The following is a 25,619-nucleotide window of genomic DNA, read 5'->3' as shown; positions in this document are numbered from 1 at the left end:
AGGCTGTGGATCGTCTAAACCCGCAGTGTAGAGGAAGGCACCGATCAGACGGGCACCCGGCACACCAGCATCACGTTGGCAAAGGGCTTGCCTTCGCTCATGGGTTCGGTTTCAACGTCGAAGCCCAGCGCGGTCAACAACGCCTGCCACTCGGCCAGGCTGCGGCAGTGGAGGCGCGGCGGACGGCGGCTGCGCGCCAGGGTCACCGCGCGGTCCACCCAGTTCGACACCAGAAAGGGCCAGCCCGCTTCGGCGTCGCCGACACGGGTGAGGAACAGGCCGCCGGGCGGCAGGGCCGCGCGAACGCGTCGCAGCAGGCGCTCTTGCGAGGCGGGGTCCACGTAGTGCAGCGCATCGAGGATGGTGACGGTGTCCACCTGCCCGACATTCACCTGGGTCATGTCGCCCTGCTCCACCTGCACCAGCGGGTGGTGGCCCCCGAACGCCGCCACCGCGCGTTCGACATCGCGCGACATCAGTTCAACTCCGCGCAGGCTCTGGAAACGGGGCGCGGGCGCCCAGCCGGCCGGCCACTGCCCTCGCTCCGACAGGCGCTGCGCCGCCAGCAGCCAGGCGAACAGGCAACCCTGCCCGCAACCGAGGTCGAGCAGCCGCCCGCCCCTGGACAGCAGGCCGCGTCGCAACAGTTCCCGGAAGATCGGGTCGCCACCCAGCTTGCCCCAGGCGTGGAAAAAAGCGAACCGGCCAGCCGCCCGGAAGAGGCGGCTCGCGTCGGCGCGCAAGGCATTCAGAAACACCCGGGGCGCTGGCGCCGCGCCGCCCTGCGAGCTCGCTTGGGAACGGCCCTGCGCTTCGCTCATGCCAACGCCTGCTGGAGCGTCACGGCCCGCAAGGACTCGGCTTTCAGCCGGTCGAGCAGCAGCGGCAAGGTGGCCAGGATCACCGGCTGCCCCTCGGGCGTGAGCGCAGCGTGACCGTCGTGCATGAGCAGGATATCGCCCGGCCCCAGCCCCCGCGTCAGGCGTTGCAGCACCTGCTGTGGGCGACCGTCGCGCGTGTCGTAGGGCCGGCGGGTCCAGGCGGCCAGCTGCAGGTCGAGCCCGGCCAGCACCGGCTCCAGGAAGGGGTTGCGCAGACCGGCGGTGGGGCGAAAAAACAGCGGCGCCTGGCCGGTGATGTCGCTCAGGCTGGCCTGGGCGGCCGCGACATCGGCACGCATGCGCCGGGGACCGAAGAGCGAAAACGCGTTGGAGTGGGAGTCACCGTGGTTCTCGACCCGGTGACCGCGCGCCACGATCTCGCGGCAGAGTGCCGGGTTGGCCCGCGCACGCCAGCCGATGCAGAAAAAACTGGCCCGGGCGCCGGCCGCGTCCAGCAGATCGAGCACACGCGGCGTGACCTCGGGGTCGGGTCCGTCGTCGATGGTCAGGGCCAGTTCGCGCCGCGCCAGTGCGGCCGCCGGCAGGCGCGTCAGATTGGGACCGAGCAGGCTGGAGCGGGGCAACAGACCGGCCACCGTGATCACAGCGTGGTTGAGGGCCACAGCCCCCAGTGCCCAGGGCCAGACGGCTGGCACGGCCACCGTGCCCAGCGCAGCCCCCGCGTGCAGCAGCGCGGACGCCTTGATCGCGGGGGGGATGGTCCAGGGCCGGCTCATGGCAACGCCGGGAAATGCCCCAGTGAGAGAAACCGCTGCCACAACGGCAACCAGACCGCCCAGTCGTGTTCACCCGGCAAGGTGATGTGGGTCGCTTCGGGCAGGTGCCGGGCCAGCAAGCGCATGCCATCGGCAAAACGGTCCTGCTCCCCGTATCCCATGAACACCGGCACCTGAGGCAGCGGCCGCTTGAGCCACTGCCAGAGGCGCACGTCGGGGTCGGTCTGCTGATCGGGGCCTGCCTGCCAGGCGTCGAGCCCGCCAGCGCGATCGATGGCGTTGGTGGTCAGCCGACCGCCTGCGTAGGGGGCGAGCAGGCACAGGCCGTGCATCTCGCCCGTGCGCCCGGCCAGGCTGGACAACGCCAGCTGACCGCCGCGCGAAATGCCCCCCAGCCAGACCCGCCGGTACCGCGCACGCGCCGGCGCCAGCCAGTCCTGTTCCAGACATTGCAGCGCCAGCTGGTTGTCGGCGCCTTCCGCGTGCAGGTCGGGGGCGATCAGGTCCAGCGCCAGCCCCTGCCGCTGCACCTCGGCAAACAGGCCCGCCTTCACCATGTGCTGCGGCGTCATGAGGGCCCCCGGCAGCATGAACAGCACGCTGTCGGCCCCGCAGAGCTGGCTTTCGGTCGGACTCATCGATCCGCTGTCGCCTTCGGATACACCAGCACCGCCGCCAGCAGCAGCGACATCAGCGCGCCCGGCCCCACGGTGATGCCGATGGCGTTGAGCACCGGCACGTTCGACGTCGCCAGGGCACCAAAGCCGATCGCGGTGGTCACGGTCGCGACCGACAGGGACATCAGCGTGGCCGCATCCAGCGGTTCACCGCCGGCCGAGCGGTCAAAAAACAGCGCGTAATTGGAGCCCACGGCCACGGTCAGCAACATGCCCACCAGATGCAGCAGATGCAGGCGCTGGCCCGACAGGTGCAGCGCCGTGATCACCACCATCACTGTGATCACCAGGGTCAACAGCACGCGCAGCAGACGTCCGGGTGAGCGCAAGGTCACTGCGAGCAGCACCACAATGGCCAGAAAGCCCAGCAGGGACAGCCGAACCGCCTCACCCACATAACCGCCGTACAGCGATTCGAATTCGGTCTTGAGGTCGACAAACACCGCTCCACTGCCCGCCAGCGCCGCGCGCAGGCGCTCCACAGGCAGGCTGGCGTCGGGCGCACCGGGCGCCGGACGCAGCGGCATCATCACGTTCCAGCCACCGTCCTCGCCGGGCATCAGCATCGAATCCACCGCCAGCGCCAGCGCGCTGCCGTCCAGGTCGGCGCGCTGCATCACCCCGGCGGTGCGTGCCGCCTGCACGTCGGCCAAAAACGGACCGAGCCGGGACGCGGACAGAGGCGAATCGACCAGCGCCGCCTGCAGCCGCGCCTGCAGCACCGAAGCCTCGGGCAGGCTGGCCAGGCGTTGCTGCTGCAACCGGGCGCTGGGCAGGAAGCGGGCCGGGCTGTCGTAACCGCCGATCACGCCCTCCTCCACCAGCCGGTCCAGCTGCTGGCCGGCCCGCTCGGCCGACTGCAGCGCAAGCTCCGGACTGCTGGCGTGGATGCTGACCAGGTAGCGGGCATCGGGTGCGGCCAGGTCGTCGCGCATGCGCGCGTCATTCTCGGCTTCGGCCTGGCTCACGGTCGACAGCGCCGAGAGATCGGCGTGCCAGAGGTTGTCGCGCTGCTGCCAGAGGTAGCCCATCGACACCACCGCCAGCAAGCCCACCACCGCACGCAGCCGCCAGGCCTGCCCCAGCAGGGCATGGACCCGGTGCACCCAGGCCCCGGGCGCCGGCACCTCGAACGCGGTTCCGGCCAGCACGGGCAACACAAAGCGGGTCACCAGCGCCGCCGTCACCACGCCGGTCAGCGCGTACAGCCCCAGCTGGGACAGACCGGGGAATCCCGAGAACAACAAAGCACCGAAGCCCAGCGCCGAGGTCAGCACGCCCAGCCTCACCGTGGGCCAGAACTGCTGGCGCCAGGCGGCCAGGCCCATGCGACCGGATTGCACAAAAAAGTAAATCGCGTAGTCCACCGCTTCGCCGATCAGGGCCGTGCCAAAACCGATGGTGATGCCGAACACCGTGCCATGCACCAGGCTCACCACCACCACGCCGGCCAGTGCGCCACTGAACATGGGCAACAGACCCAGCGCCAGCAGGCGCGGCGAGCGGTAGACCCAGAGCAGCACACCAGCGATGCCCAGCATGCTGATGAGGAAGAGCTGCGAGGTCTCCTTCTTGATGGTCTCCCGCGACTGCACGGCAAACTGCCCGGGGCCCGACATCTGCAACGCCAGACCGGCATGACCCGTGGCCTGCACAGCCTGCGCGAAGGCCGCGCGCACACCGTTGATCGCGTCCGCCTGTCCGTCGGTGTCCGAGCCCAGGGCGCGCGTCTGCAGCAGCAGCATGGCGCGTTCGCCGTTGCGCGAGGCCCAGACACCCGCACGCATTTGCGGTTGCGATGCCGGGTTGAGCTGGCCCAGCACGGCCAGCACCTCCCCCGTGGGGTCGTTCAACAGATAAGGCTTGAGCAACAGACCGGCGGGTGACGAGAGCAGGTCGATGGTGTCGGTCACGGCAGACTGCAGCCCCTCTTCGGTGAAGCGCTCAGGGGTCACCGCGGGGCTGAGGCGGTAGCGGTGGCGCAGCAGCACGTCGCGCTCACCTTCCAGTCCGCCCGCTTCGCCGTTCTGCACCGACACATAGGCCGGATCACTGGCCAGGCGCTTGCGCAGCTCGCGCGATACGGCGGCGCGCTGCACGGCATCTCCGCCACCCACCGAAACCATCAGCAGGCGCGAGACCGTGCCGTCCCGCAACTGCCCGGCGAGCGCCTGCTGTTCGGCACTCGGTTTTGAGGGCAGGAAAAACGACATGTCGGCCGAAAAACGGCTGTTCCAGACCACCGCCACCCCGGCCAGCATCAGCGCCAGCCAGACCAGAAACACCCGGACCGCGGTCGACCTCATTGGAAAACCTCCGTCCAACGGACTGCGGTGCGAGCCCCTTCGGGCGGCCGTGCGGCGCTCATTGGATTTCGATCGGTTCGATGCTGATTTCCGAACGGTCTCCGTCGACCTGCAGGTACTCGATGTGGCGGACCTGGTTCTTGCCGCCGCTGACGGTGATGCGCTGGAGCAAGGCGGCAATGGCGGGCTCGCTCGGAACCAGCGTCAACACCCACTGGCTGCTCTCGCCTTGCAGGTTGAGCTTGTAGTTCTGTTCCAGCGACTGGCGGTTGCCCGAGAGCGTGCTGCGGATGCTGTCCACAAACGCCAGCGCTTCGGGTCGGCTGGCGAGGTTGATGGTGAGCTTGCGCTTGTCACGCTCCATGCTGAGCATGTCCTTGTCCAGCACCAGGGTCTCGGGCTTGGGCAGCAGCGTGCGTTTCTCCAGCCGGTCGGGCGGGCTGTACACCATCTCGCCACTGGCCTGGACCGGCTTGTCGAGCAGGGCCATGTGGCGTTTCTCGACAAAACGCGCCCGGCCACCCTTGTGGCTGGCCAGATCGGTCATCAACTGTTCGATGTCGTAGGCCGCGTGCGCGGCCGTCATGACACCCAGCCCGGCGAGAGCCAGAACAAAACAACGCAGAAGCGCCCCCCAGGACCGCCCGGGAACCGGCTTCGCCGGGCCAGAGGCTGCGCCCCCCCTCGCAGAAGGGGGGAAGGCGCGAAGCGACGCAGGGGGGGTGTTCATGATTTCCAGAAGTCGAAGAAGTTGAACCAGTTGTAGGGCGCCTGCCTGCACAGACGGGCGAGGCTGTCGGCGTAGGCTTGCATCGCCGCCTTGATCGCCGCGTCGCGCCCACCGCGTTCGATGTTCGAGAAGTCGGCCAGTTGCTCGAAATGCAGCTGGTAGCGGTTGCCTCCGAGGTACAGACCCGCCATGAGGAACACCGGCCGCTTGAGCATCGCCGCCATGCGCCAGGGCCCCAGAGGAAAAGCAGCCTCCTGGCCCAGGAACTCGACCGGGACCGTGGCGTCATCGCTCAGCGAGCGGTCGGCCAGCATGCCCACCAGATACCCTTCGTCGAGCTTGTCGCGCACCTCCAGCATCGACTCCAAGTGCCCCAGGGAGATGATATCTTGCATCGCCTTGGGGTTGATGGCCGCGAGCGTGGCATTGAGCTTGCGCGCGTTCTGCTCATACATCAGCATGGCCACGCGCAAACCCTTCTTCCCACGCCCCATGGCACGCAGCACCTCAAAGCTGCCCAGGTGGGCACCCATGAGCAGCGCACCGGGCTGTTTTTCAATCGCTGCCAGCAACGCCTGGTCGCCCTTGACCTCGATGTCAAACACGTTGAAGCGGTCGTTCAGCAGGTAGATGCGGTCGTGGATGGTGCTGGCGAAACTGAACACGTGGCGATAGCCGTCACGCCAGCCGGCGTAGCGACCCAGAACGCGGTGCAGATAGGCGCGGCTCGCACGGCGCGCCGCGGGCGCAAACAGCACGAAATAGACGGCGATGCCGTGCAGCACCAGACGCCCCACCCGCCGGCCGAACGAAAGCGAGATCCAGACCATCAGGCGCAGGATGGCCAGGTTGCTGCGCTCCTGGCGCCGCATCCACTCGGGTTGTGCGTCGGGGTGACGGGGCTTGTTCGTCATGACGCTGCCGGCTGCAGGCTGCCCGAGGCGACATCGCGATCGCCACAGCGCACCACAAAAGACAGCCCGCCACGCGCCCCGTCCTGCAGCGTGAACACCAGTTCGTCATCCGGCCCGCAGGGGCTGAGGAACTTGGCCTGTGCGACCTGCCAGGCGCCGCCCGCGAGCCCCAGGTGCGCTTGCGCCAGCAGCACGGCCTGATCCAGCAGGACCACGCCGGGCACGATGGGATGCCCCGGAAAATGCCCGGCAAAGGCCGGATGGTCGGGCGGCACGTGCCAGACCCGCTCAAGCACGACCATGACCCAAGCGTTCCTGGTAAAGCGCCAGCAGCGCCGTGCGCGGCAGCTTGCCGGTGCTGTTGCGTGGCAGCGCGTCAACCAGCACCAGTGGGCGCGGCAGGAAGACACGGTCGATGCGCTGGCGCAAGGCGCGCTGCAGCGTGTCCACCGACACACCGGGGGCCACCACGAACGCCGTCAGCCGTGTGATGCCTTCGACCTCATCGCCTGCGGCGTCGGGCAGAAAAAAGGCACCGTCGAGCACGCCATCAATGGCACACAGCTGGTGGTTCAGGTAGGCCAACGAGCTGCGTTTGCCCGCGATGTTGATCAGGTCGGCATGCCGGCCGTGCAGGAGAAAACGACCCTCGCCCTGGAGTTCGATGATGTCCGACAGCGGCACCCGGCCTTCCACATGGCCCTCGCGGGCATAGGTGGTGTCGTTCTCCTGCTCCAGCACGACGCCCGGCAGCAAATGCCACAGGGGGCCGTCGGTGGTGCGCCGGCAGGCCAGCTGGCCCGACTCCGTCGAGCCGTAAATCTCGTGCACCGGTGCCCCGCTGCGCTGCTCGGCGCGCGCGGCAAGCTCGGTGCCCAGCGGCGCGGTGGCGGACAGGCACATGTCCAGCGCAGGCCATTCCAGATCGGACGCCAGCAAGGCCGACAGGTGGAAAGGGGTGGTCACCAGCATGCGCGGCCGCGGCACGGCCTGCAGCGCGTCCACCACGTCCTGCGGGTAGAACGGCTTGCCGCTCCAGAAACTGCAGCCGCCGTGCAGCGCGAGCAAAAAGGTGGATTCGAATCCGTAGCTGTGCTGCGCCGGCACCGTGCCCACGAGCACCGTGCGCCCGCCCCTCAGACCGAGCCCGACCGCCTCGGCCAGCCCGTTCTGCACCAGCCGGCCCCAGGTCTTGGCGTGCGGCTGGGGCAGGCCCGTCGAGCCCGATGTGAACAGGATCGCGACCACGCGGTCGGCGTCCACCATCGGCATGTCTTGCGCGGGTGAACGGTGCAAGGTGGCCAGATCGGGAAAGCCGATGCAAGGCAGGTCGGCCACATCGAACGGACCGTCCACCACGCCGAACGCGCCCGGATGGTCCTGCGCCAGCCGCTGCAGGGTGACCCCCGAGTGCGAGGCCGGTTGCAGGCTGGTCTTGCCCGCGAGCACGCAGGCGGCAAACAGCACGGCGAAGTGGTACCGGTCTTCACACAGGTTGAGCACCCCCTGGCCTGCAGGCAACACACTGGCCACCGCCTGGGCATCGGCCAGGAAGTCGCGCACCGTCACCGGGCCCGAAGGGCGCCAGGCGAGCACGTCGTCCAGCCCGTGAGCACTGATCAGGGGCAGCCGGTTCATGCGCCGCCCGTCTGAGACCGCCACCACCTCCCGACGAGCGAAACGCCCAGGCTCATTTGGTGCGCTGGCTGGCGATATGGGTCGTCAGCGCACGCAGGGAGGCGTAGATCTTGTCGTTGTTCTCGTTGTCCGAGCGCAGCTGGAAACCGTAATGCTTGGAAATGACGAGCGAAATTTCGAGCATGTCGATCGAGTCGAGGCCCAGCCCCTCGCCGTACAGCGGATCGTCCGGCTTCACGTCCTGTGGCTGAACGTCCAGGTTGAGGGCTTCCACGATCAGCGCAGCCACCTCACTCATAAGGTCTTCGAAAGAAACGCTGGCAAAGTTTTCAGACATGGGATTCCCGGGTTGTCAATGGGTGTGCGTGGGGACGGCGGCAAAAACCAGCACGGCATTGCTGCCACCAAACGCAAAAGAGTTGGACAGGGCAGCACGCATGGGCATCTGGCGACGGCCCTCAACCACATGGTCTACCCCCTCGCAGGCCGGGTCAAGCCGGCCTTCGAGGTGCGCCGTGGGCGGAATGGCCTGCTCGCGCAGCGCCAGCACGGTGGCCAGCGCCTCGATGGCCCCCGCTGCGCCCAGCAGGTGACCATGCATGGACTTGGTGGCACTCACGGGCAGCGAGGGCGCCCGATCGCCAAAAACCTGCCGCAGGGCTGCGATTTCCACCGGGTCACCCTCCTGGGTTGCGGTGCCGTGGGCATTGACGTAATCGATGTCATCGGGGCTGAGTTCAGCATCCCGCAAGGCGGCCTGCAGTGCACGGGCCTGCCCCTGAGCGTCGGGGCGCACCAGGTGACTGCGATCGCAGCTCGCGCCGTAACCCACGATCTCGCCCTGGATGCGGGCGCCGCGCGCGATGGCGTGGTCCCAGTCTTCGAGCACCAGCGCCGCGCCGCCCTCGCCCAGCACCAGGCCGCGGCGATCGGACGAAAACGGTCTGCAGGCCGAAGGCGAGGTCTGCTCGTTGCCCGGCGAGATCAGGCGCATGGCTTCCCAGGCGCGCGCCACGCCATAGGTCTGAGTGCCGTCGGAGCCGCCCGTGATCGCCACCGTCGCCTCGCCCGAACGCACGCGCCGGAACGCTTCACCGATCGCCACCGAAGACGAAGCGCAGGCCACGGTGTGGCTCATGCTCACACCGCCCAGCCCGAGCTGGATGGACAGGTGCGCATTGACGGCGTTGTTCATGCCCATCACCACACCCAGCGGCGACAGGCGCTCGCGCCCGTTCTGCCACATGTCGCGGTAGCCTTTTTCGAAGGCCATGATGCCGCCCAGCGCCGTGCCCCAGATGCAGGCCCAGTCGTTGCGTTGTTCCAGATCCGCGGGCAGTCGCTCCAGCCCGGCGTCTTGCCAGGCATCGAAAGCCGCTGCCACACCCAGATGGGCAAAACGCTCCATCATGGCAGCGAGCGGTTTGCCCAGCGCTGCCACGGGGTCAAACCCGGTGCAGCTCACAAACGGCATGGACAAGGGCCTGGGCTTGTCATCGGTCTGGAGGTAGCTGACCGCCGAACGACCCGCGAGCAGGTGTTCAAAGAAATGGTCCACACCTCCACCGTAGGGGCTGACCAAACCCAGCCCCGTGATGGCCACCCGGCGCCGGATCATGATGCGGTAGCTTTGGCTGCGCGCAGGGAATCGATCAGTTTCACCATCTCGCCGACAGACTTCGGGATCGCAACACTGGAGTCGATGGAAATCCCCAGGCGGTCTTCCGCCTCGAACATCAGCTCGGCGAGCATCAGCGAGTCAACACCCAGATCAGCGAGCAACGCATCAGGAACCACCGCCTCGGGCGCTGCGCCCAGGCGATCATGGAGAAATTGGCGGATCAGTTCGGTCGATTGCATGGCATACATTTCATGGCTGGCTGTCTTGCTCGACCCCGACACCCGGTAACGAATGCCCGGCAGGTCCGGTCGGTTGGCAAAGTGCCTCAACCCGGGCGCAGACTGCCGATCAGCGCGTAATTTTCAGTGATTTGATTGTACAGCCGGCACAATGCAGGCTGTTCCTCTCCGCTCCCCACCATGACCCCTCCTCAGCGAGACGCTGCACGCGCACAAGTGCCGTTTGTTGCCATGCCTGCCTCCGAAACCACGCCCCACCCGACCGGGACGTCGGGCTGGCTGCGCAGGCTCGGGCTGCGGTTTGTCATCCTCTGGCCGCTCAAGGCGTTTGGCACAACGGCTTTCATGGCCATGTTTTTCTGGAGCTATTTCTGGATCCTCGAACACCCACGCAGCGTTGCCGTGGTCATGCCCGAAATCTGGCTGGACCACTGGATCGGATTTGTACCGTCTGCGTTCCCGATCTACGTGTCGCTCTGGTTGTATGTGTTCCTTCCGCCAGCGGTGATGGGCAATCTGCGTGCTTTGGTGTGGTTTGGCGTCTGGGTGGGAGCCATGTGCCTGTTCTGCCTGGCGCTCTTCTGGTGGTTTCCGACCCAGACACCACTGGTCAACATGGACTGGAGCCTGTACCCCGGTCTGGCGGTCGTCAAGGGTGTGGACGCGGCCGGAAACGCCTGTCCTTCGCTGCATGTGGCCTCAGCGGTGTTCAGCTTGTGCTGGATGCACCGCATTCTGGTCCAGCTGCGTTCACCCGCCGTGCTGCGGTGGATCTCGGCGGTGCAATGTGTAGCCATCGTCTGGTCGACCATCGCCACCCTGCAGCATGTGGCCCTCGACGTGTTTGCCGGTGCCGCCGTGGGCCTGGCTTTCGCGGCCGCCTCACTGGCCCATGTGAAGAACACCGCAGAGCCTGTTGCCGCTTCATGAGACCCGCAGGGGGTGTTTCGCTTCAGTCGCGCAACACGCGCAAGACATCCGAGTGGAACTCGCGGCTGTAGAGGATGGCCACCACCGTCAGCGTGCCCAGCACCATCGCCAGCGGCGACACGAACCAGGCCAGCGCGGCAAACGAAAAGTAGTAGGCACGCAGACCGTCGTTGAAGGTTTCCGCGGCGGCGCCCACCATGGCGGCCGCGCGATCGGCGTACTGGTTGCGGTCGAACTTGCCCGATTCAAAATCTTCGGGTGGCGGCATCGCACCGATCACCAGCGCGACAAAGGTGTACTGACGCATGCACCAGGAAAAGCGGAAAAACGCATAGACGAAGATCGCCACCAGCACCAGGATCTTGAACTCGAAGACGATCAGCGACGTGGCCTGCGCGAAAGGAATCTCGTTCATCAGCTCGGACGCCTTGTCGGTCGTGCCCAGCAAGGCGAACAGACCACCGATCACCAGGATCGACGTGGACGAGAAAAAGGCCGGGGTGTTGGACAAGGTCTGGGTGATCAGTCCATCGAGCATGCGCGGGTCGCGCATCGCGGCCTGGCGCATCCAGTAGGACCGGTAGCGGTTGGTGGTCACCAGCAGCGAGGAACGGCGGCGCCCCCAGACGCTGGCGAACCAGGCGTAGCCCACCCACAAGGCAAAAAAGCAGACCAGCGCCAGCCAGTCTGCCCAAGGGAGGATGTTGAATATCTTCATGCGGCGGATGTTAGCCGCACGATGCCGCCTACCGGCCGCTCAGCCCTTGAATTTTGCCGCCACCTCGGCGACACGTTCACCGAACAGGCGCGCCGTCTCCAGATCACCGGGCAGCATCTCGTTGGCACTCGCATCCGAGGGACTTTGTGCGATCGCGCCGCTGTACGACACCAGGTAGTTCACATCGTCGCGCTGTGCAGCCTTGGTGTTGCTGGGCATGAGGCCCTGGCTCACCCAGATCATGCCGTGCTGCATGGACAGCGTGAACAGGTAGTGCAGCGTGGACAGCTTGTCGCCGTTCATTCCAGCGCTGTTGGTGAAACCGGCCGCGAGCTTGTCTTTCCACTGCTGGGAAAACCAGGGTTTGCTGGAGGCATCGGCGAATTTCTTGAACTGCCAGCTCACGCTGCCCATGTAGGTGGGTGAACCCATGATGATCGCGTCGGCCGCGGCCAGCGCTTCCCAGCCGCCTTCGGGCAGATTGCCATCGGCGTCGATGGCGATCAGCTCGGCCCCTGCACCACTGGCCACCGATTGCGCCATGCGCTGGGTGTGACCGTAACCCGAGTGGTAAACCACAACAACGTTTGCCATTGGAGATCTTTCAGAATAGCGCCGCAGCGCGGGTGGGAAAAAGGGGCTCGAAGATCACTCAGGCCGAGCGACGGGCGTCCAGGCTGAAGGCACCGGCACCGAAAGCCGCGAGTGCCAGGAGGCCGCCAGTCACACCGATGTTCTTCATGAACATCAGCTGCTGCATCATTTGCTGCTCGGCCGGCATGGCCCAGTAGTTGTGGAAGAAGAACGAGGCGCCCAGCGTGAACAGCGCCAGAGCCAGGGCCGCCCAGCGCGTGCCGAAGCCGACGATCAGGGCCAGCCCCCCCAGCACCTCCACCGCGATGGCCACCGCAGCGGCCACGGTGGGCATGGGCAGGCCCACCGATGCGATGTAGCCGACCGTACCGGCGAACCCGGTGATCTTGGCGATGCCAGCGGGCAGGAACAGGGCCGCCAGCAGCAGGCGGGACAACAGGGCGAAGGGGTTTTGCAGGGTGTTCATGAAAATGTCCTTGGAATGAAGCTGGGGGTGGGTCAAAAAGATTGCCTGGGTGTCAGGCCACAAGGTCAAACACCAGCACCTCGGCGTCTTCGCCGCGGGCCAGGGAGAGAAGGTCGGCATCAGCGATCAGCGCCGCGTCGCCTGCCTGCAGGCGCTGGCCGTTCACGTCGAGCGCGCCGCGCACCAGGTGCACATAGGCCTTGCGCTTCGGGTCCAGCGCCAGCTCGGCGGTTTCGCTCCCGGTGAAGAGGCCGGCGTACAAGGCCGCGTCGGCGTGGATGCTGACCGAGCCCGCGGCACCATCGGGCGAAGCCACCAGGCGCAACTGGCCGCGCTTTTCGGTCTCGGCAAAGCTCTTCTGTTCGTAGCCGGGATCGATGCCCTTCACATTCGGCTCGATCCAGATCTGCAGGAAGTGCGTGGTCTGATCGGGTGCGTGGTTGAACTCGCTGTGCCGCACGCCGCTGCCGGCACTCATGCGCTGCACGTCACCGGGCGGGATGCCCTTGACGTTGCCCATGCTGTCCTTGTGCGCCAGATTGCCCGACAGCACATAGCTGATGATTTCCATGTCGCGGTGACCGTGCGTGCCGAAGCCGGTGCCCGGAGCGATGCGGTCTTCGTTGATCACGCGCAGGTTGCCCCAGCCCATCCAGGCGGGGTCGAAGTACTCGGCGAACGAAAAGGAGTGAAAGCTCTTGAGCCAGCCGTGGTCGGCGTAGCCGCGGGCGTCGGAACGTCGGATCTGCATCATGGTGTCTCGTCCTTTCAAGGGGGGTGGTGCTGACCGGTTGCGGGACCGCAGCGGCTGGCATGGGTTGAATTGTGGAACCGCCACCCCCCGGTGTGTTTGCACGGTTTTGATGGCATCATTCAATTCAATTGAATACACCAGTTCACCAATCACCATGGCCAGTTCCAGCCCCCGCGCCGCGCTTTCCCCTGAAAACCTCGGACTTCTCGAAGCCGTGGCGCGGCTCGGCAGCATGGCCGCCGCCGCACGGGAACTCGGCATGGTGCCCAGTGCCCTGACCTACCGCATCCGCCAGATCGAGGACGCGCTCGACGTGCTGCTGTTCGACCGCAGCGCGCGCCGCGCCCAGCTCACCCCCGCCGGCGCCGAGCTGCTGCGCTCGGGGCAGTACCTGCTGAACGAGCTTGACGCGGTGGCCCAGCGCGTCAAGCGCGTGGCCACTGGCTGGGAACCCCAGATCACCATCGCGGCCGACGCCATCATCGCCCGCGCAACCCTGTTCGAGCTGTGCGAGGCCTTTTACGCCGAAGGCACGCCCACACGGCTGAAGCTGCGCGCCGAAACGCTCTCGGGCACGCTCGAAGCGCTGCAGAGCGGCCAGGCCGACCTGGCGCTCGGCGTGCCCAGCGAAATGGCGCAACCCGAGATCCAGACCGCGCCGCTGGGCAGTGTCACTTTTGTCTATGCGGTGGCCCCTCACCACCCGCTGGCCTCAGCCACACAGAGCCTGTGCGACGAAGATCTGCGCGTTCACCGCGCCGTGGCCGTGGCCGACAGCACCCAGCGCGGCAACGGTGTCACCCACAACCTGCTGCCCGGGCAGGACGTTCTCACCGTGCCCACCATGCAGCACAAGCTCGAAGCCCAGCTGCGCGGACTGGGCGCGGGCTTCCTGCCGCTGCCGCTGGCGCAGCCTTTCATCAACGCCGGGCGCCTGATTGTGAAGACCGTGCAGCGGCCCAACCGCAGCATCCGCCTGGCCTACGCGTGGCGCCAGCCGCGCAGTGCGGGCGACACCGGGCGCGCGCTGCGCTGGTGGCTGGAGCGCCTGCAGCACCCCACCACGCGCGCTGCCCTGCTCAACAACCACCACCAGATTTGATGCAAACGGGGCTCACGCCACCATGCAGGCTGCTACAGTCAACCTCAAACTCCCGCAACACCCAGCGCACCGAGACATGACCACCAGTAAAAAAACCCGCGCCCCGTCCGCTGCCGCCAAACGCCTGCCGGCCAGCCGCGCCAGAAAACCCAAGATGAACACACCCCTGCACTTTGCGGTGGTGGGCGCCGGCATGGCCGGCGTGGCCTGCGCACGCACGCTGCTGCAGGCGGGTCACCGCGTCACCCTGCTTGAAAAAAGCCGCGGCTTCGGTGGCCGCATGTCCACCCGCCGCAGCGAATTCGGCGGCTTCGACCACGGAGCTCAGTACTTCACCGTGCGCGACAAGCGCTTCGCCCAGGCCCTGCTCACGGCCCAGACCGTGGTACGCCCCTGGAGTGCGAACACAGTGCGCGTGCTTGATGAGTTCGGTCACGTGCTGGCCAGCTCCCCTCCCCCCTCCGAGCCGCATTTTGTGGCCACGCCCGGCATGAGCGGCCTGGTTGAGCACTGGGTCCAGCCTCTGGCGCACCCGGAGCTCTTCGGCAACCTGCCCGCGCGCACGCTCACCGAAACCCGCGTCACCCACATTGAACGCGACGTGCTGCATCCCGAGCAATGGCAACTGCGCACCGAAGACGTCGATGGCGGCCAGCATGTGCTCGGTGGCTTCGACCGCGTGGTGCTCGCCATTCCGCACCTCCAGGCCCACGACCTGCTGCTGGTCTCCGGCCACTCGCCCGAGCTGCGCCAGTCCCTCGCGCCCGTGCAGGTGGCCCCCTGCTGGACGCTCATGGTCGCCTACCCCCAGGCCATGCAACCCGGCCTGCCCCACATCGGACCCCAGTGGAACGCCGCGCGCAGCGTGCACCACCGCATCAGCTGGCTCGCGCGCGAGAACAGCAAGCCCCGTCGCGAACCGATCGAACGCTGGACCATCCAGGCCAGCCCGGAATGGTCCAGCAAACACCTCGAAGACGATGCCGAGCGCGTCAAGGCCAAGCTGCTCAAAGGCTTCGCCGAAATCACCGGCATCCGCGCCACCCCGACCCACGCCGTGGTGCACCGCTGGCGCTTCGCGCAGACCCAGCAGCCGCTGGGCCGGCCCTATGTGTACGACAAGTCGCTCGGCATCGGCCTGTGCGGCGACTGGTGCCTGGGCCACCGCGTGGAAGACGCCTTTGTCTCCGGGCTCGAACTCGCTCTCGAAATGATTTGACCGCTGCGCCGCTGCGCGGCTTCCCCCCGGGGGGACCACACCAGCGGTCTGGCGAAGCCAGTCCCGCGGTGTGTGCTGGCACAGACACGCGCTCCGAGTACATGGCTTTGTCGGTTGCTTCGTCCTACAGGGGCCGCTTCGCCCCTTCGCCCACCGGCCCGCTGCACGCGGGCTCGCTGGTGGCGGCGCTGGCCAGCTGGCTTGACGCCCGCGCCCACGGCGGCATCTGGATCGTGCGAATCGAAGACGTGGACACGCCGCGTTGCCTGCCCGGTACCGACCGGCTCATCCTGCAGCAGCTCGCCACTTGCGGCCTGGTCAGTGACGAACCCGCCGTCTGGCAATCGGAACGGGGTGCGCTTTACCAGCGGGCGCTGGACCAGCTCGTCGCCAAGGACCGTGCCTACCCCTGCGGCTGTTCGCGCAAAGCCATCGAAGCGGCCTTGCATGCGGCAGGACTGGGTCGCGCGCGCCACCACGCCGCCATCTACCCCGGCACCTGCCGTCCCGAAAACGGCGGATTGCATGGCAAGCCCGCGCGCGCCTGGCGCTTTGCGGTGCCGGGCGAGCCGGCTGTCATGACGTGGACCGACCGCCGCCTGGGCCCGCAATCCCAGAACCTCAGCGCCGAGGTTGGCGACTTCATCCTGCGACGCGCCGACGGCCTCTGGGCCTACCAGCTCGCCGTGGTCGTGGACGACGCCGCGCAGGGCATCACGCACGTGGTGCGCGGTGAAGACCTGGCCGACAACACACCGCGCCAGATCGCGCTGCAGCGGACGCTGGGCCTGCCCCTGCCGGCTTACCTGCACACCCCGCTGGTGCTGGGCGCCAACGGTGAAAAGCTCAGCAAACAGAACGGGGCGCAGGCACTGGACCTGGGCGAACCGGTGCTGGCGCTGCAACGGGCGGCAGCAACGCTGGGTCTGCCCGCGGTTCCGGGCACGGTGCCGGAAGTCCTCGCCGCCTGGGTCGCGCAGTGGAGGGACGCTCAGCCTCTCAGCCTTTGCGCCCGCCCATGACCAGCAGCAGGCCCCCCACCGCGATGGCACCGATGCCCGCCCACAGCGGCACGTTGACGGTCTTCCTTTCCTTCACGGTCAACTCCAGCGGGCCCAGCTTCACCGCCGTGCTGTCCTGGGTGTAGCTGAAGCCGCCGTAGATCAAGGCCAGCGCGCCGCCAGCGATCAGGACCAGGGCGATGAGTTTGGTGGCGTTCATGGTGATTCTCTGAAAAGGTTGTGAAGTCTGTCACCCCCATTCTGCCCCCGACGGGAAATCACGGCACGCGCCGCGCCAACGAGCCGGGCTCCTACAATCTCCCACCCCTCTCGCGTCGCACCATGAACCCTGACATCCCCGACAACGCCACCGCCGACCAGGCACCCCCTCCCGCCGGAACACCACGGCCCGACGGCGCGCCCTTCATGCGCGTGATCAAGAGCTACGTGCTGCGCGCCGGGCGCACCGGCCCGGGCCAGGCCCGCGCCTACGAACAATTCGGTCCGCAGTTTCTGCTCAACTACGACGCCAGCCAGACGCTGGACACCACGGCCGCCTTCGGCCGCGCGGCGCCGCTGATCATGGAGATCGGCTTCGGCATGGGCGGCGCCACCGCGCACATCGCCACCGTGCGCCCTGGCGACAACTTCCTCTGCTGCGAAGTGCACGAACCCGGCGTGGGCGCGCTGCTCAAGCTCGTGGGTGAAGCGGGCCTGCAGAACATCCGCATCTTCCGCCACGACGCGGTCGAGGTGCTTGACCACATGCTGCCCGAGGGCAGCCTGGACGGCGTGCACATCTTCTTCCCCGATCCCTGGCACAAGACGCGTCACCACAAACGCCGCCTGATCCAGACCCCGTTCGTGAACCGCCTGGCGCGCCACCTGAAACCGGGTGGTTACCTGCACCTGGCGACCGACTGGGAACCTTATGCGCAGCAGATGCTGGAAGTCCTGAGCGCCGAGCCGCTGCTGAAGAACACGGCCGCTGCCGGCAGCGACGGCTATGTCCCCAAGCCGGACTACCGGCCCTTGACCAAATTCGAGAACCGCGGCATCAAACTGGGCCACGGTGTGTGGGACCTGGTGTTCGTGCGCGCCTGAACGGCGCGCCGGGTCAATCGTCCTCGGCTTCGTCCGAGCCCAGCGCCGCGTCGGCACCGGCACCGATGAGCTGGCCGCCGATGCGGGCCGTGCCGACCGCCGCGTCCACCGCGAGGCCGGCCACACCCACCACCGCCGATGCCGCCACATCGACCACGGCCACCACAGCGCAGCCGCTCAGCAACAGACTGCTCACACCAAGCGCCAGCGCCAGGCGGGCACGGATGACGGTGTCGGAGAGGTTGGCGGCTTTGATCACGGCGGGGTCCTGTTGTGAAGGCGCAGAGAATACCCGCATTTCCTTCGCTCACCCTCCTCCGCTGTGGCCAGATCCTCCAAGAACCCGCTCATTCCCGCCCGTGACGGCGTTTCGCCCAGCTGCGTCGCACTGCCTGGGGTCAAAACCGGTGACGCCCGCTGGCCCGGCGTGATCGACTTTCTGGACGAGCGCCTGCCCACGGTGGGTCGCGCGGCGTGGGCCGAGCGGTTGGCCACGGGCGCGGTGCTGGACGAAGCGGGCCAGGCCGTACCGCCCGACGCGCCGTACCAAGGCAATACGCGGCTGTATTACTACCGCGAGCTGCCGGACGAAGGGGTGGTGCCGTTTGAAGAAACGGTGCTCTACCAGGACGCGCACCTGGTGGTGGCCGACAAACCGCACTTTCTGCCCGTGACGCCGGGCGGGCGCTATGTGCAGCAGACTTTGCTGGTGCGCCTTCAACGCCAGCTCGGCCTGCCACAGCTGGCACCGCTGCACCGCATTGATCGCGAAACCGCCGGGCTGGTGCTGTTCGCCGTGAATCCCGCCGAGCGCGGGACCTACCATGCGCTCTTCAGTGGTCGGACCATGCACAAGACCTACGAGGCCATCGCGCCGGCCACCGACGCATGGGCCTGGCCACACACGAGCAGCAGCCGCATCGTGGAACACCCGTCCGATTTTTTCCGCATGAACGAGGTGGCTGGTGAGCCGAACAGCGAGACACGCATCGACATGCTGGAGCGGCGCGGCGACTGGGCACGCTATGCGCTGGAACCCGTCACCGGCAAACGCCACCAGCTGCGCGTGCACATGAACGCGCTCGGCCTGCCCATCGTGGGCGACCAGCTCTACCCGACCGTGCTGCACGGGCCGGACGAAGCGGAAGACTTTGCGAACCCGCTGCGCCTGCTGGCGCGGGGCATCGCCTTCACGGACCCGGTGACGGGCGCGCCGCGTGCCTTCCAGAGCCAGCGCTCGCTGGACTGGCCCGGCTGATACCGTTCAGCCCTCGGCCAGCACCTGCGCCCGGAAGCGGGCCGGAATGGGCGCCACGCGCCGGGTTTCGCGGTCGATGAACACGATGCCGATCTTGCCGCGCGCCACCTCGCGGCCCGATTCCACGTTGTCCATGCGGTAGACCAGGTCGAAACCGTACTTGTTGGGGTCCTGCGGCAGCAGGCTCACCCGCATGGTCTCGCCATGAAAGCCCTCGGCCTTGTACTGCGCCACGATGTCGCCGACGACGATGGGATGGCCGGCGACATCGGACTCGGTGTACCCCAGGGACTTGAAGTAACGCACCCGGGCTTCAGACACCAGCGTCAGCAGCTGCGCGTTGTCCAGGTGCCCGCCCTGGTTGACGTGGCTGATGTAGATCGACATCTCCGTGCTGAAAGCGAAGTGATCGGGCAGATCAATCTGGATACGCGGCATGGCTTCAGTGTCCCGGGCAATCGCTGACAGGCGCGCAGGCGATCACACCCGCTCGGCCACCCAGGCCTGCACCGAAGCCAGCGCCTTGGGCAGGCCACTCGCATCGGTACCGCCGGCCATCGCCATGTCGGGCTTGCCACCGCCCTTGCCGCCCACCTGCTGGGCCACGAAGTTCACCAACTCGCCGGCCTTGACCTTGCCCATCACGTCGGCGGTCACGCCCGCGGCGATCTGCACCTTGCCGCCGTCCACCGCGGCCAGCACGATGGCCGCCGACTTGAGCTTGTCCTTCAGCTTGTCCATGGTCTCGCGCAGGCCCTTGGCATCGGCGCCGGCCAGCACCGCCGACAGCACCTTGATGCCCTTGACCTCGACCGCCTGGTTCACCAGCTCGTCGCCCTGCGCCGAGGCCAGGCGGCTCTTGAGCGCGCTCATTTCCTTTTCCAGATCGCGCATCTGGTCCAGCAGCGCACCCACGCGCGCGGGCACCTCGCCGGGCGTGACCTTGAGCGTGCCAGCCACACCGCCGAGCGTGGCTTCCATGCCCTGCACGTAGGCCAGCGCGTTCAGGCCCGTCACCGCTTCCACGCGGCGCACGCCCGCGGCCACACCGCCTTCTGCGGTGATGGTGAAGAAGCCGATGTCGCCCGTGGCGCTGACGTGGGTGCCGCCACAGAGTTCGCGGCTGGAACCGATGTCGAGCACGCGCACGGTCTCGCCGTACTTCTCGCCGAACAGCATCATGGCGCCGGTCTTCTGCGCCGACTCGATGTCCATCACACGCGCCTGTGTCGCGGCGTTGGCCACGATCTCGGCGTTCACACGCTGCTCGATCTCGCGGATCTGCGCGTCCGTCACTGGCGCGTTGTGCGTGAAGTCGAAGCGCGTCTTGTCGGCGTCGACCAGCGAACCCTTTTGCTGCACGTGGGTGCCCAGCACCTCGCGCAGCGCCTTGTGCATCAGGTGCGTGACCGAGTGGTTGCGCACGGTGGCGGCGCGCTGGGCGGTGTCCACCGCCGCGGTCACCGTGTCGCCAACGGCGAGGGTGCCCTGCTCCATCACGCCGTGGTGGCCAAAGACGTCGGACTTGATCTTCTGCGTGTCGCCCACGGCGAACTTGGCCGAGCCGCTGGTGATCACGCCTTCGTCACCGACCTGACCACCGCTCTCGGCGTAGAACGGCGTGGTGTCCAGCACCACGACGCCCTGCTGGCCGGCCTTGAGATCGGCCACGGGCGTGCCGTCCAGGTACAGCGCCACCACCTTGGCCGGCGCTTCGAGCTGTTCGTAGCCGACGAAGGTGTTGCCGGCACCGGTGTACTCCAGCGCCTTGTCCATCTTGAACTTGCCAGCCGCGCGGCCCTTGGCTTTCTGCGCTTCCATGGCGGCGTGAAAACCGGCCTCGTCCACCGTGAGACCGCGCTCGCGGCAGACGTCGCCCGAGAGGTCAAGCGGGAAGCCGTAGGTGTCGTGAAGCTTGAAGGCCACATCGCCCGGCAGCACTTTGGCGTCGCCCGCCAAGGCCGCGTCCAGAATCTCCATGCCGTTGGCCAGCGTCTCGTAGAAACGCTCTTCTTCGGTCTTGAGCACTTCAATGATCCGCTGCGCCTGCGAGGCCATGTTCGGGTAAGCCTCGCCCATCACGGCCACCAGATCGGGCACCAGCTTGTGGAAGAACGGCGTCTTCTGGCCGAGCTTGTAGCCGTGGCGGATGGCGCGGCGCACGATGCGGCGCTGCACGTAGCCACGGCCTTCGTTGCTGGGGATCACGCCGTCGCTGATCAGGAACGCCGTGGCGCGGATGTGGTCGGCGATCACCTTGAGCGAAGGGTTGCTCAGATCGGTGGTGCCGGTCTCGCGGCCGGCGGCCTTGATCAGTGCGTCGAAGATGTCGATTTCGTAGTTGCTGTGCACGTGCTGCAGGATGGCGGCCAGGCGCTCCAGGCCCATGCCGGTGTCCACGCAGGGCGCGGGCAGCGGTGTCACGGCGCCGGTCTCGTCCATGTTGAACTGCATGAACACGTTGTTCCAGATCTCGATGAAGCGGTCGCCGTCTTCATCGGGGCTGCCGGGAGGGCCGCCCGGGATGTGGTCGCCGTGGTCGTAGAAGATTTCCGAACAGGGGCCACAGGGGCCGGTGTCGGCCATCATCCAGAAGTTGTCGCTCTTGTAGCGGCCACCCTTGTTGTCGCCGATGCGGATCACGCGCTCGGGCGGCAGGCCGATTTCCTTGGTCCAGATGTCGTAGGCCTCGTCGTCCTCTTCGTACACCGTGGCCAGCAGGCGCTCGGCCGGCAGCTTGTAGACCTCGGTCAGCAGTTCCCACGCCCACTTGAGCGATTCGCGCTTGAAGTAGTCGCCGAAGGACCAGTTGCCCAGCATCTCGAAGAAAGTGTGGTGGCGCGCGGTGTAGCCCACGTTCTCCAGATCGTTGTGCTTGCCACCGGCGCGCAGGCAGGCCTGCACCGAGGCGGCACGCACGTAGTTGCGTTTGTCGGTGCCCAGGAACACGTCCTTGAACTGGACCATGCCCGAGTTGGTGAACATGAGCGTGGGGTCGTTGCCCGGTACCAGCGGGCTGGACGCCACCACGGTGTGGCCCTTGGAGGCGAAGAAGTCCAGGAAGGTCTTGCGGATGTCGGCAACGGAGGCTGGGCGGGTCATGTCGGTGGTGCTTCGTGCAGGTTCAGAACAGCTATGCATTATCGCCCGGCGCGGTGCCTGGGCCCCAGCGGCGCGCCTGCGGTCAGGCAGCTACCGGACGTGGTTGACACCACCCGGTGCATGACCTTCCAGCGTGGGGCGCACGGCCGTGAGGAAGTTGCTCAGCGATTCCGGCAGCATGGCACCTTTGCGCCAGGCCAGCCCCACTTCCAGGTGCGGCAGGCCCTGGGCCAGTGGCCGCGCCTCGATGCGGTCGCCCTCCAGTGACCAGGGCCGGTACAGCATGTCGGGCAGCACGGAGCAGCCCGCGCCGGTGGCCACCAGGCTGCGCACGGCCTCCACCGACGAGGTTCGGATCAGCACCGTGGGGTCCGCGCCGCCAGCGTTCCACAAGGCGGTGGTGGCGTCACCCAGTTCGTCCACCTGCAACAGCACGAGCGACTGCCGGGCGAGTTCGGTGGCCTCGATCTTTTCCTCGCCGGCGAGGCGGTGGTTGACCGGTAGCCACACCCGCCAGCCCGAACGCAGGATGGTTTCGGTCTCCAGCGCCTGGCGGTTCTGCAACTGCGAGACCACGATCAGCGCCACGTCGAGTTCGCCGCTGATCAGCAGGTGCTCCAGGTAGTCGCGCCGGTCTTCGGTGATCTGCACCTGGATGCGCGGGAACACGCGTCGAAAGCGGTCGAGCAGGAACGGCAGGTAGTAACCCACCATCAGGCTGGTCACGCCCACGTTGAGGCTGCCGGTCACGGTGTGCGGCCGCGAAGCCAGGGCGTCGCGCGCGTTGCGCATGGCCACGTCGATCTGGTGCGCGTGGCGCAGGAACTGGTGCCCCGCGTGGGTCAGCGACATGCCGCGGGCCCGGCGCTCGAACAGCAGGGTGCCCAGATCGGCCTCCATCTGCGCGATGGCCTGCGACACCACCGATTGCGAAACCCCCAGTTCGTGGATGGCGGCCGAGATGGAGCCCGATTCCGCGACCGCTATGAAATACCGAATGCTCTTGAACGAGGTGCTCATCGGGTCATTTCGCCATTTCAGGCACTCTTTTGGATCAATTAAAGGGTAAACCCGCAAATGCACCGCTTTGAGGCACAGGGTAATCCACTAAAAAAGCGCGTTCTGGTGCGAGGTTTCTGTTTTACCGATGGATTCTATTGTCTGCCCGGTATGGTTCTGCACAGGGGCAATACCTAAGATGCCCCTCAGGCCCGCAACAGCGCGCCCCAACCACCCCTGTCAGGAGTTCCCTATGTCCCAGACCCGCACACTTCTCGTTGGTTTGCTGGCGGTTGCCTCCGCCGCATCCAGCCTCGCAGCCCCGCCCAAGGCCGTTGGCAAGGGTGAAGGACAGCTCAACATCATTGCCTGGGCCGGCTACATCGAACGCGGCGAAACCGACAAGGCCTATGACTGGACCACTGGCTTCGAAAAGGCCTCGGGTTGCAAGGTCAACGTCAAGACCGCCGCCACCTCCGACGAAATGGTGGCGCTGATGAAAGCCGGTGGCCACGACATCGTGACCGCCTCGGGCGACGCCAGCGGACGCCTGATCGCCTCCAAGCTGGTGCAGGAAGTGAACGTGGGCCTGGTACCCAGCTACAAGAACATCGACCCCCGACTGCAGAACGCGGCTTGGCACACGGTGGACGGCAAGCACTACGGCGTGCCCTACCAGTCGGGCCCGAACGTGCTGATGTACAACACCGACGTGTTCAAGAAGGCGCCCGACTCCTGGTCGGTGGTGTTCGAGGAACAGACCCTGCCCGACGGCAAATCCAACAAGGGCCGCGTGCAGGCTTACGACGGCGCGATCTACATCGCCGACGCCGCGCTGTACCTGATGTCCAAGAAGCCCGAACTCGGCATCAAGGACCCCTACGAACTCAATGAGAAACAGTACGCCGCCGTGCTGGAGCTGCTGCGCGGGCAGAAGAAGCTGACCCACCGCTACTGGCACGACGCCACGGTGCAGATGAACGACTTCAAGAGCGAGGGGGTGGTGGCCTCGGGCTCCTGGGGCTTCATGGTGAACTCGCTCAAGGGTGAGAAGAAGCCGATTGCCTCCGTGGTGCCCAAAGAAGGCGCCACCGGCTGGGCCGACACCACCATGCTGCACGTGAACGCCAAGAACGTGAACTGCGCCTACCAGTGGATGGAGCACCAGCTCAGCGACCAGCTGCAGGCCCCGCTGGCCGAGTGGTTTGGCACCGTGCCGGTGACGCCCGCCGCCTGCAAGGCCAAGGCCCCCGGCGGCAGCGACTTCTGCAAGGTCAACGGCTTTGACGACCTGAACAAGATCAAGTTCTGGAAGACCCCGCAGGCCAAGTGCGCCAGCCAGGGAACCTGCGTGCCTTATGCCAAGTGGGCGATGGACTACATCGCGATCATGGGCGGAAGGTAGAAGGAATCCCCCCCGCGCCGCTTCGCGTCACCCCCCTCTCTCGCCTGCGGCGGGAGGGGGACGGCACCAGAGGCCCGGCGAAGCCGGTTCCTCGGTGCCCCTGGGTGGGGCTGGTTCGTGCGATGCGGGTCGTGCTCCGACACCATAGACCACTGAACTGAACCGAACCGCATCCCTGATTGAAGATTTCTGCATGACCGACGCCATCGAGTTCAAAGACGTTTCCAGGCACTACGGCGACGTGAGGGCGCTGGATGGCGTCAGCTTCACCGTGCAGGAAGGTGAGTTCTTTTCCATGCTGGGGCCTTCGGGCTCCGGCAAGACCACCTCCCTGCGGCTGATGGCCGGCTTCGAGCAACCGAGCCGGGGCAGCCTGACCCTGATGGGCCGGGAGGCCTCGGGCACACCACCCTACGAGCGCGACGTGAACACCGTGTTCCAGGACTACGCGCTGTTCCCGCACATGAACGTACTGGACAACGTGGCCTACGGCCTGATGGTGCGCAAGGTGCCCAGGGCCGAGCGCCATGCCCAGGCCCGCGAGGCACTGGCCATGGTGGCCCTGCCCGACCACGCCGAACGCACGCCGGCCCAGCTCTCGGGCGGCCAGCGCCAGCGCGTGGCGCTCGCGCGGGCCCTGGTCAACCGACCGCGCATCCTGTTGCTGGACGAGCCCCTGGGCGCGCTGGACATGAAGCTGCGCGAGCAGATGCAGGTGGAGCTCAAGGTGCTGCACCGCAAGCTGGGCATCACCTTCGTCTATGTGACGCACGACCAGGGCGAAGCGCTCTCCATGTCGGACCGCATCGCCGTGTTCAACCAGGGCCGGATCGAGCAGATCGCCAGCCCGCGCGAGCTGTACCACCAGCCGCGCACGCGCTTCGTGGCGGACTTCGTCGGCAGCGCCAACGTGATCGACACCGCGCTGGCGCAGTCGATCACGGGTCGGCCGCAGGCGTTTGCCGTGCGTCAGGAACACATCGCCATGCACCCGGCGGGCGCCGCCCCTGCCACCGGCCGACTGCAGGTCGAGGGCGAGGTGCTGGCGATCCAGTTCCTGGGTGCGAGCCAAAGGCTGGAAGTGCAGGTCGGCGGACAGGTGATCACCGCCCTGCAGGCAGAAAGTGAAGCCGCGTCGGCACTCGCCGCGCAAACGCAGGCGGGCCAGCGGGTCGCGCTCAGCTGGGCGCAAGCGCACATGGTGATGCTGGACGCCTGAGGCCA

General features: G+C 66.9%; 28 protein-coding genes. 8 read left to right on the top strand and 20 right to left on the bottom strand.

The genetic code is table 11. The annotated features are described in order from the left end of the window. Window positions 1–44 precede the first annotated feature (44 nt). From ACN5W5_RS02750 to ACN5W5_RS02700, 11 genes are all read right to left on the bottom strand, one after another. A complete protein-coding gene (locus ACN5W5_RS02750; protein ID WP_420047062.1) occupies window positions 45–821 on the bottom strand; it encodes an SAM-dependent methyltransferase in 777 nt (258 codons plus the stop codon). Next, a complete protein-coding gene (locus ACN5W5_RS02745) occupies window positions 818–1,618 on the bottom strand; it encodes a polysaccharide deacetylase family protein (protein WP_420047061.1) in 801 nt (266 codons plus the stop codon). The genes ACN5W5_RS02750 and ACN5W5_RS02745 overlap by 4 nt, the downstream gene beginning before the upstream one ends. Continuing rightward, entirely contained in the window at window positions 1,615–2,256 is a 642-nt protein-coding gene (locus ACN5W5_RS02740) for a hypothetical protein (protein WP_420047060.1), read from the bottom strand. The genes ACN5W5_RS02745 and ACN5W5_RS02740 overlap by 4 nt, the downstream gene beginning before the upstream one ends. Then, window positions 2,253–4,601, bottom strand: a complete 2,349-nt coding sequence (locus tag ACN5W5_RS02735) for an MMPL family transporter (RefSeq protein ID WP_420047059.1) — start codon at window positions 4,599–4,601, stop codon at window positions 2,253–2,255. The genes ACN5W5_RS02740 and ACN5W5_RS02735 overlap by 4 nt, the downstream gene beginning before the upstream one ends. Before the next feature lie 58 nt (window positions 4,602–4,659). After that, complete coding sequence (locus ACN5W5_RS02730; protein WP_420047058.1) at window positions 4,660–5,187, bottom strand: outer membrane lipoprotein carrier protein LolA; 528 nt, start codon at window positions 5,185–5,187, stop codon at window positions 4,660–4,662. Between the two features lie 140 nt (window positions 5,188–5,327). Continuing rightward, on the bottom strand, window positions 5,328–6,245 hold the full coding sequence (locus ACN5W5_RS02725) for an acyl-CoA synthetase (protein ID WP_420047057.1): 918 nt from the start codon (window positions 6,243–6,245) through the stop codon (window positions 5,328–5,330). Beyond that, window positions 6,242–6,547, bottom strand: a complete 306-nt coding sequence (locus ACN5W5_RS02720) for a 3-hydroxyacyl-ACP dehydratase FabZ family protein (protein WP_420047056.1) — start codon at window positions 6,545–6,547, stop codon at window positions 6,242–6,244. The genes ACN5W5_RS02725 and ACN5W5_RS02720 overlap by 4 nt, the downstream gene beginning before the upstream one ends. Further along, the gene (locus ACN5W5_RS02715) at window positions 6,534–7,883 is read right to left on the bottom strand and encodes an AMP-binding protein (protein ID WP_420047055.1); all 1,350 of its coding nucleotides are present in this window, start codon (window positions 7,881–7,883) and stop codon (window positions 6,534–6,536) included. Before ACN5W5_RS02715 ends, ACN5W5_RS02720 begins: the two co-directional genes overlap by 14 nt. Window positions 7,884–7,935: 52 nt before the next feature. Further along, a complete protein-coding gene (locus tag ACN5W5_RS02710) occupies window positions 7,936–8,220 on the bottom strand; it encodes a phosphopantetheine-binding protein (RefSeq protein WP_290967647.1) in 285 nt (94 codons plus the stop codon). Between the two features lie 15 nt (window positions 8,221–8,235). Further along, window positions 8,236–9,501 carry a beta-ketoacyl-[acyl-carrier-protein] synthase family protein gene (locus ACN5W5_RS02705; RefSeq protein ID WP_420047054.1) on the bottom strand — a complete coding sequence of 422 codons (1,266 nt, stop codon included), beginning with the start codon at window positions 9,499–9,501 and terminating at the stop codon, window positions 8,236–8,238. Beyond that, window positions 9,498–9,743: an acyl carrier protein gene (locus ACN5W5_RS02700; protein WP_420047053.1), complete on the bottom strand. Its 246-nt coding sequence runs from the start codon at window positions 9,741–9,743 to the stop codon at window positions 9,498–9,500. Before ACN5W5_RS02700 ends, ACN5W5_RS02705 begins: the two co-directional genes overlap by 4 nt. 231 nt (window positions 9,744–9,974) lie before the next feature. Between ACN5W5_RS02700 and ACN5W5_RS02695 the strand changes: the two genes are divergently transcribed. Next, entirely contained in the window at window positions 9,975–10,673 is a 699-nt protein-coding gene (locus ACN5W5_RS02695) for a phosphatase PAP2 family protein (RefSeq protein WP_420047052.1), read from the top strand. Between the two features lie 22 nt (window positions 10,674–10,695). Here ACN5W5_RS02695 and ACN5W5_RS02690 read toward each other — a convergent pair whose 3' ends face one another. From ACN5W5_RS02690 to ACN5W5_RS02675, 4 genes are read right to left on the bottom strand one after another with little or no spacing between them, the layout of a single operon-like run. Beyond that, a complete protein-coding gene (locus ACN5W5_RS02690) occupies window positions 10,696–11,391 on the bottom strand; it encodes a DUF599 domain-containing protein (RefSeq protein WP_420047051.1) in 696 nt (231 codons plus the stop codon). A gap of 39 nt (window positions 11,392–11,430) precedes the next feature. Beyond that, window positions 11,431–11,985, bottom strand: a complete 555-nt coding sequence (locus ACN5W5_RS02685) for a flavodoxin family protein (RefSeq protein WP_210822836.1) — start codon at window positions 11,983–11,985, stop codon at window positions 11,431–11,433. A 58-nt stretch (window positions 11,986–12,043) separates the two neighbouring features. Further along, on the bottom strand, window positions 12,044–12,451 hold the full coding sequence (locus ACN5W5_RS02680) for a DoxX family protein (RefSeq protein ID WP_420047050.1): 408 nt from the start codon (window positions 12,449–12,451) through the stop codon (window positions 12,044–12,046). A gap of 52 nt (window positions 12,452–12,503) precedes the next feature. Continuing rightward, window positions 12,504–13,205: a pirin family protein gene (locus ACN5W5_RS02675; RefSeq protein ID WP_420047049.1), complete on the bottom strand. Its 702-nt coding sequence runs from the start codon at window positions 13,203–13,205 to the stop codon at window positions 12,504–12,506. 154 nt (window positions 13,206–13,359) lie between these two features. Between ACN5W5_RS02675 and ACN5W5_RS02670 the strand changes: the two genes are divergently transcribed. The 3 genes from ACN5W5_RS02670 to gluQRS all read left to right on the top strand — a co-directional run bounded on the left by ACN5W5_RS02670 (window position 13,360) and on the right by gluQRS (window position 16,548). Then, on the top strand, window positions 13,360–14,307 hold the full coding sequence (locus ACN5W5_RS02670; RefSeq protein WP_420047048.1) for a LysR family transcriptional regulator: 948 nt from the start codon (window positions 13,360–13,362) through the stop codon (window positions 14,305–14,307). Window positions 14,308–14,461: 154 nt separating this feature from the next. Beyond that, window positions 14,462–15,526, top strand: a complete 1,065-nt coding sequence (locus ACN5W5_RS02665) for an NAD(P)/FAD-dependent oxidoreductase (protein ID WP_420047047.1) — start codon at window positions 14,462–14,464, stop codon at window positions 15,524–15,526. 101 nt (window positions 15,527–15,627) lie between these two features. Then, complete coding sequence (gene gluQRS, locus ACN5W5_RS02660) at window positions 15,628–16,548, top strand: tRNA glutamyl-Q(34) synthetase GluQRS (protein WP_420047046.1); 921 nt, start codon at window positions 15,628–15,630, stop codon at window positions 16,546–16,548. Here gluQRS and ACN5W5_RS02655 read toward each other — a convergent pair. After that, window positions 16,526–16,747, bottom strand: coding sequence for a hypothetical protein (locus ACN5W5_RS02655; RefSeq protein WP_420047045.1), 222 nt, complete (start codon window positions 16,745–16,747; stop codon window positions 16,526–16,528). The genes gluQRS and ACN5W5_RS02655 overlap by 23 nt on opposite strands. A gap of 122 nt (window positions 16,748–16,869) precedes the next feature. Between ACN5W5_RS02655 and trmB the strand changes: the two genes are divergently transcribed. Further along, complete coding sequence (gene trmB, locus ACN5W5_RS02650) at window positions 16,870–17,631, top strand: tRNA (guanosine(46)-N7)-methyltransferase TrmB (RefSeq protein WP_420047044.1); 762 nt, start codon at window positions 16,870–16,872, stop codon at window positions 17,629–17,631. 13 nt (window positions 17,632–17,644) lie between these two features. Here trmB and ACN5W5_RS02645 read toward each other — a convergent pair whose 3' ends face one another. Next, on the bottom strand, window positions 17,645–17,890 hold the full coding sequence (locus ACN5W5_RS02645) for a hypothetical protein (RefSeq protein ID WP_420047043.1): 246 nt from the start codon (window positions 17,888–17,890) through the stop codon (window positions 17,645–17,647). A 168-nt stretch (window positions 17,891–18,058) separates the two neighbouring features. Between ACN5W5_RS02645 and ACN5W5_RS02640 the strand changes: the two genes are divergently transcribed. Beyond that, entirely contained in the window at window positions 18,059–18,889 is an 831-nt protein-coding gene (locus ACN5W5_RS02640; protein WP_420047042.1) for a pseudouridine synthase, read from the top strand. Between the two features lie 6 nt (window positions 18,890–18,895). Here the strand turns inward: ACN5W5_RS02640 and ACN5W5_RS02635 are convergent, their stop codons facing one another. The 3 genes from ACN5W5_RS02635 to ACN5W5_RS02625 all read right to left on the bottom strand — a co-directional run bounded on the left by ACN5W5_RS02635 (window position 18,896) and on the right by ACN5W5_RS02625 (window position 23,011). Next, complete coding sequence (locus ACN5W5_RS02635) at window positions 18,896–19,327, bottom strand: acyl-CoA thioesterase (RefSeq protein ID WP_420047041.1); 432 nt, start codon at window positions 19,325–19,327, stop codon at window positions 18,896–18,898. 42 nt (window positions 19,328–19,369) lie between these two features. Then, on the bottom strand, window positions 19,370–21,991 hold the full coding sequence (alaS, locus tag ACN5W5_RS02630; RefSeq protein WP_420047040.1) for an alanine--tRNA ligase: 2,622 nt from the start codon (window positions 21,989–21,991) through the stop codon (window positions 19,370–19,372). A 90-nt stretch (window positions 21,992–22,081) separates the two neighbouring features. Then, complete coding sequence (locus ACN5W5_RS02625) at window positions 22,082–23,011, bottom strand: LysR family transcriptional regulator (protein WP_420047039.1); 930 nt, start codon at window positions 23,009–23,011, stop codon at window positions 22,082–22,084. Window positions 23,012–23,243: 232 nt separating this feature from the next. Here ACN5W5_RS02625 and ACN5W5_RS02620 point away from each other — a divergent pair, with 232 nt between their 5' ends. Both ACN5W5_RS02620 and ACN5W5_RS02615 read left to right on the top strand, forming a co-directional pair. Then, window positions 23,244–24,395: an ABC transporter substrate-binding protein gene (locus ACN5W5_RS02620; protein ID WP_420047038.1), complete on the top strand. Its 1,152-nt coding sequence runs from the start codon at window positions 23,244–23,246 to the stop codon at window positions 24,393–24,395. Between the two features lie 193 nt (window positions 24,396–24,588). After that, a complete protein-coding gene (locus ACN5W5_RS02615) occupies window positions 24,589–25,614 on the top strand; it encodes an ABC transporter ATP-binding protein (protein ID WP_420047037.1) in 1,026 nt (341 codons plus the stop codon). The last annotated feature ends 5 nt before the right edge of the window (window positions 25,615–25,619 follow it).

Origin of the sequence: Hydrogenophaga sp. ZJX-1, assembly GCF_048590325.1 — a bacterium.
Classification (GTDB): Bacteria; Pseudomonadota; Gammaproteobacteria; order Burkholderiales; family Burkholderiaceae_C; genus Hydrogenophaga.
This window is presented reverse-complemented; position numbering and strand designations above follow the sequence as displayed.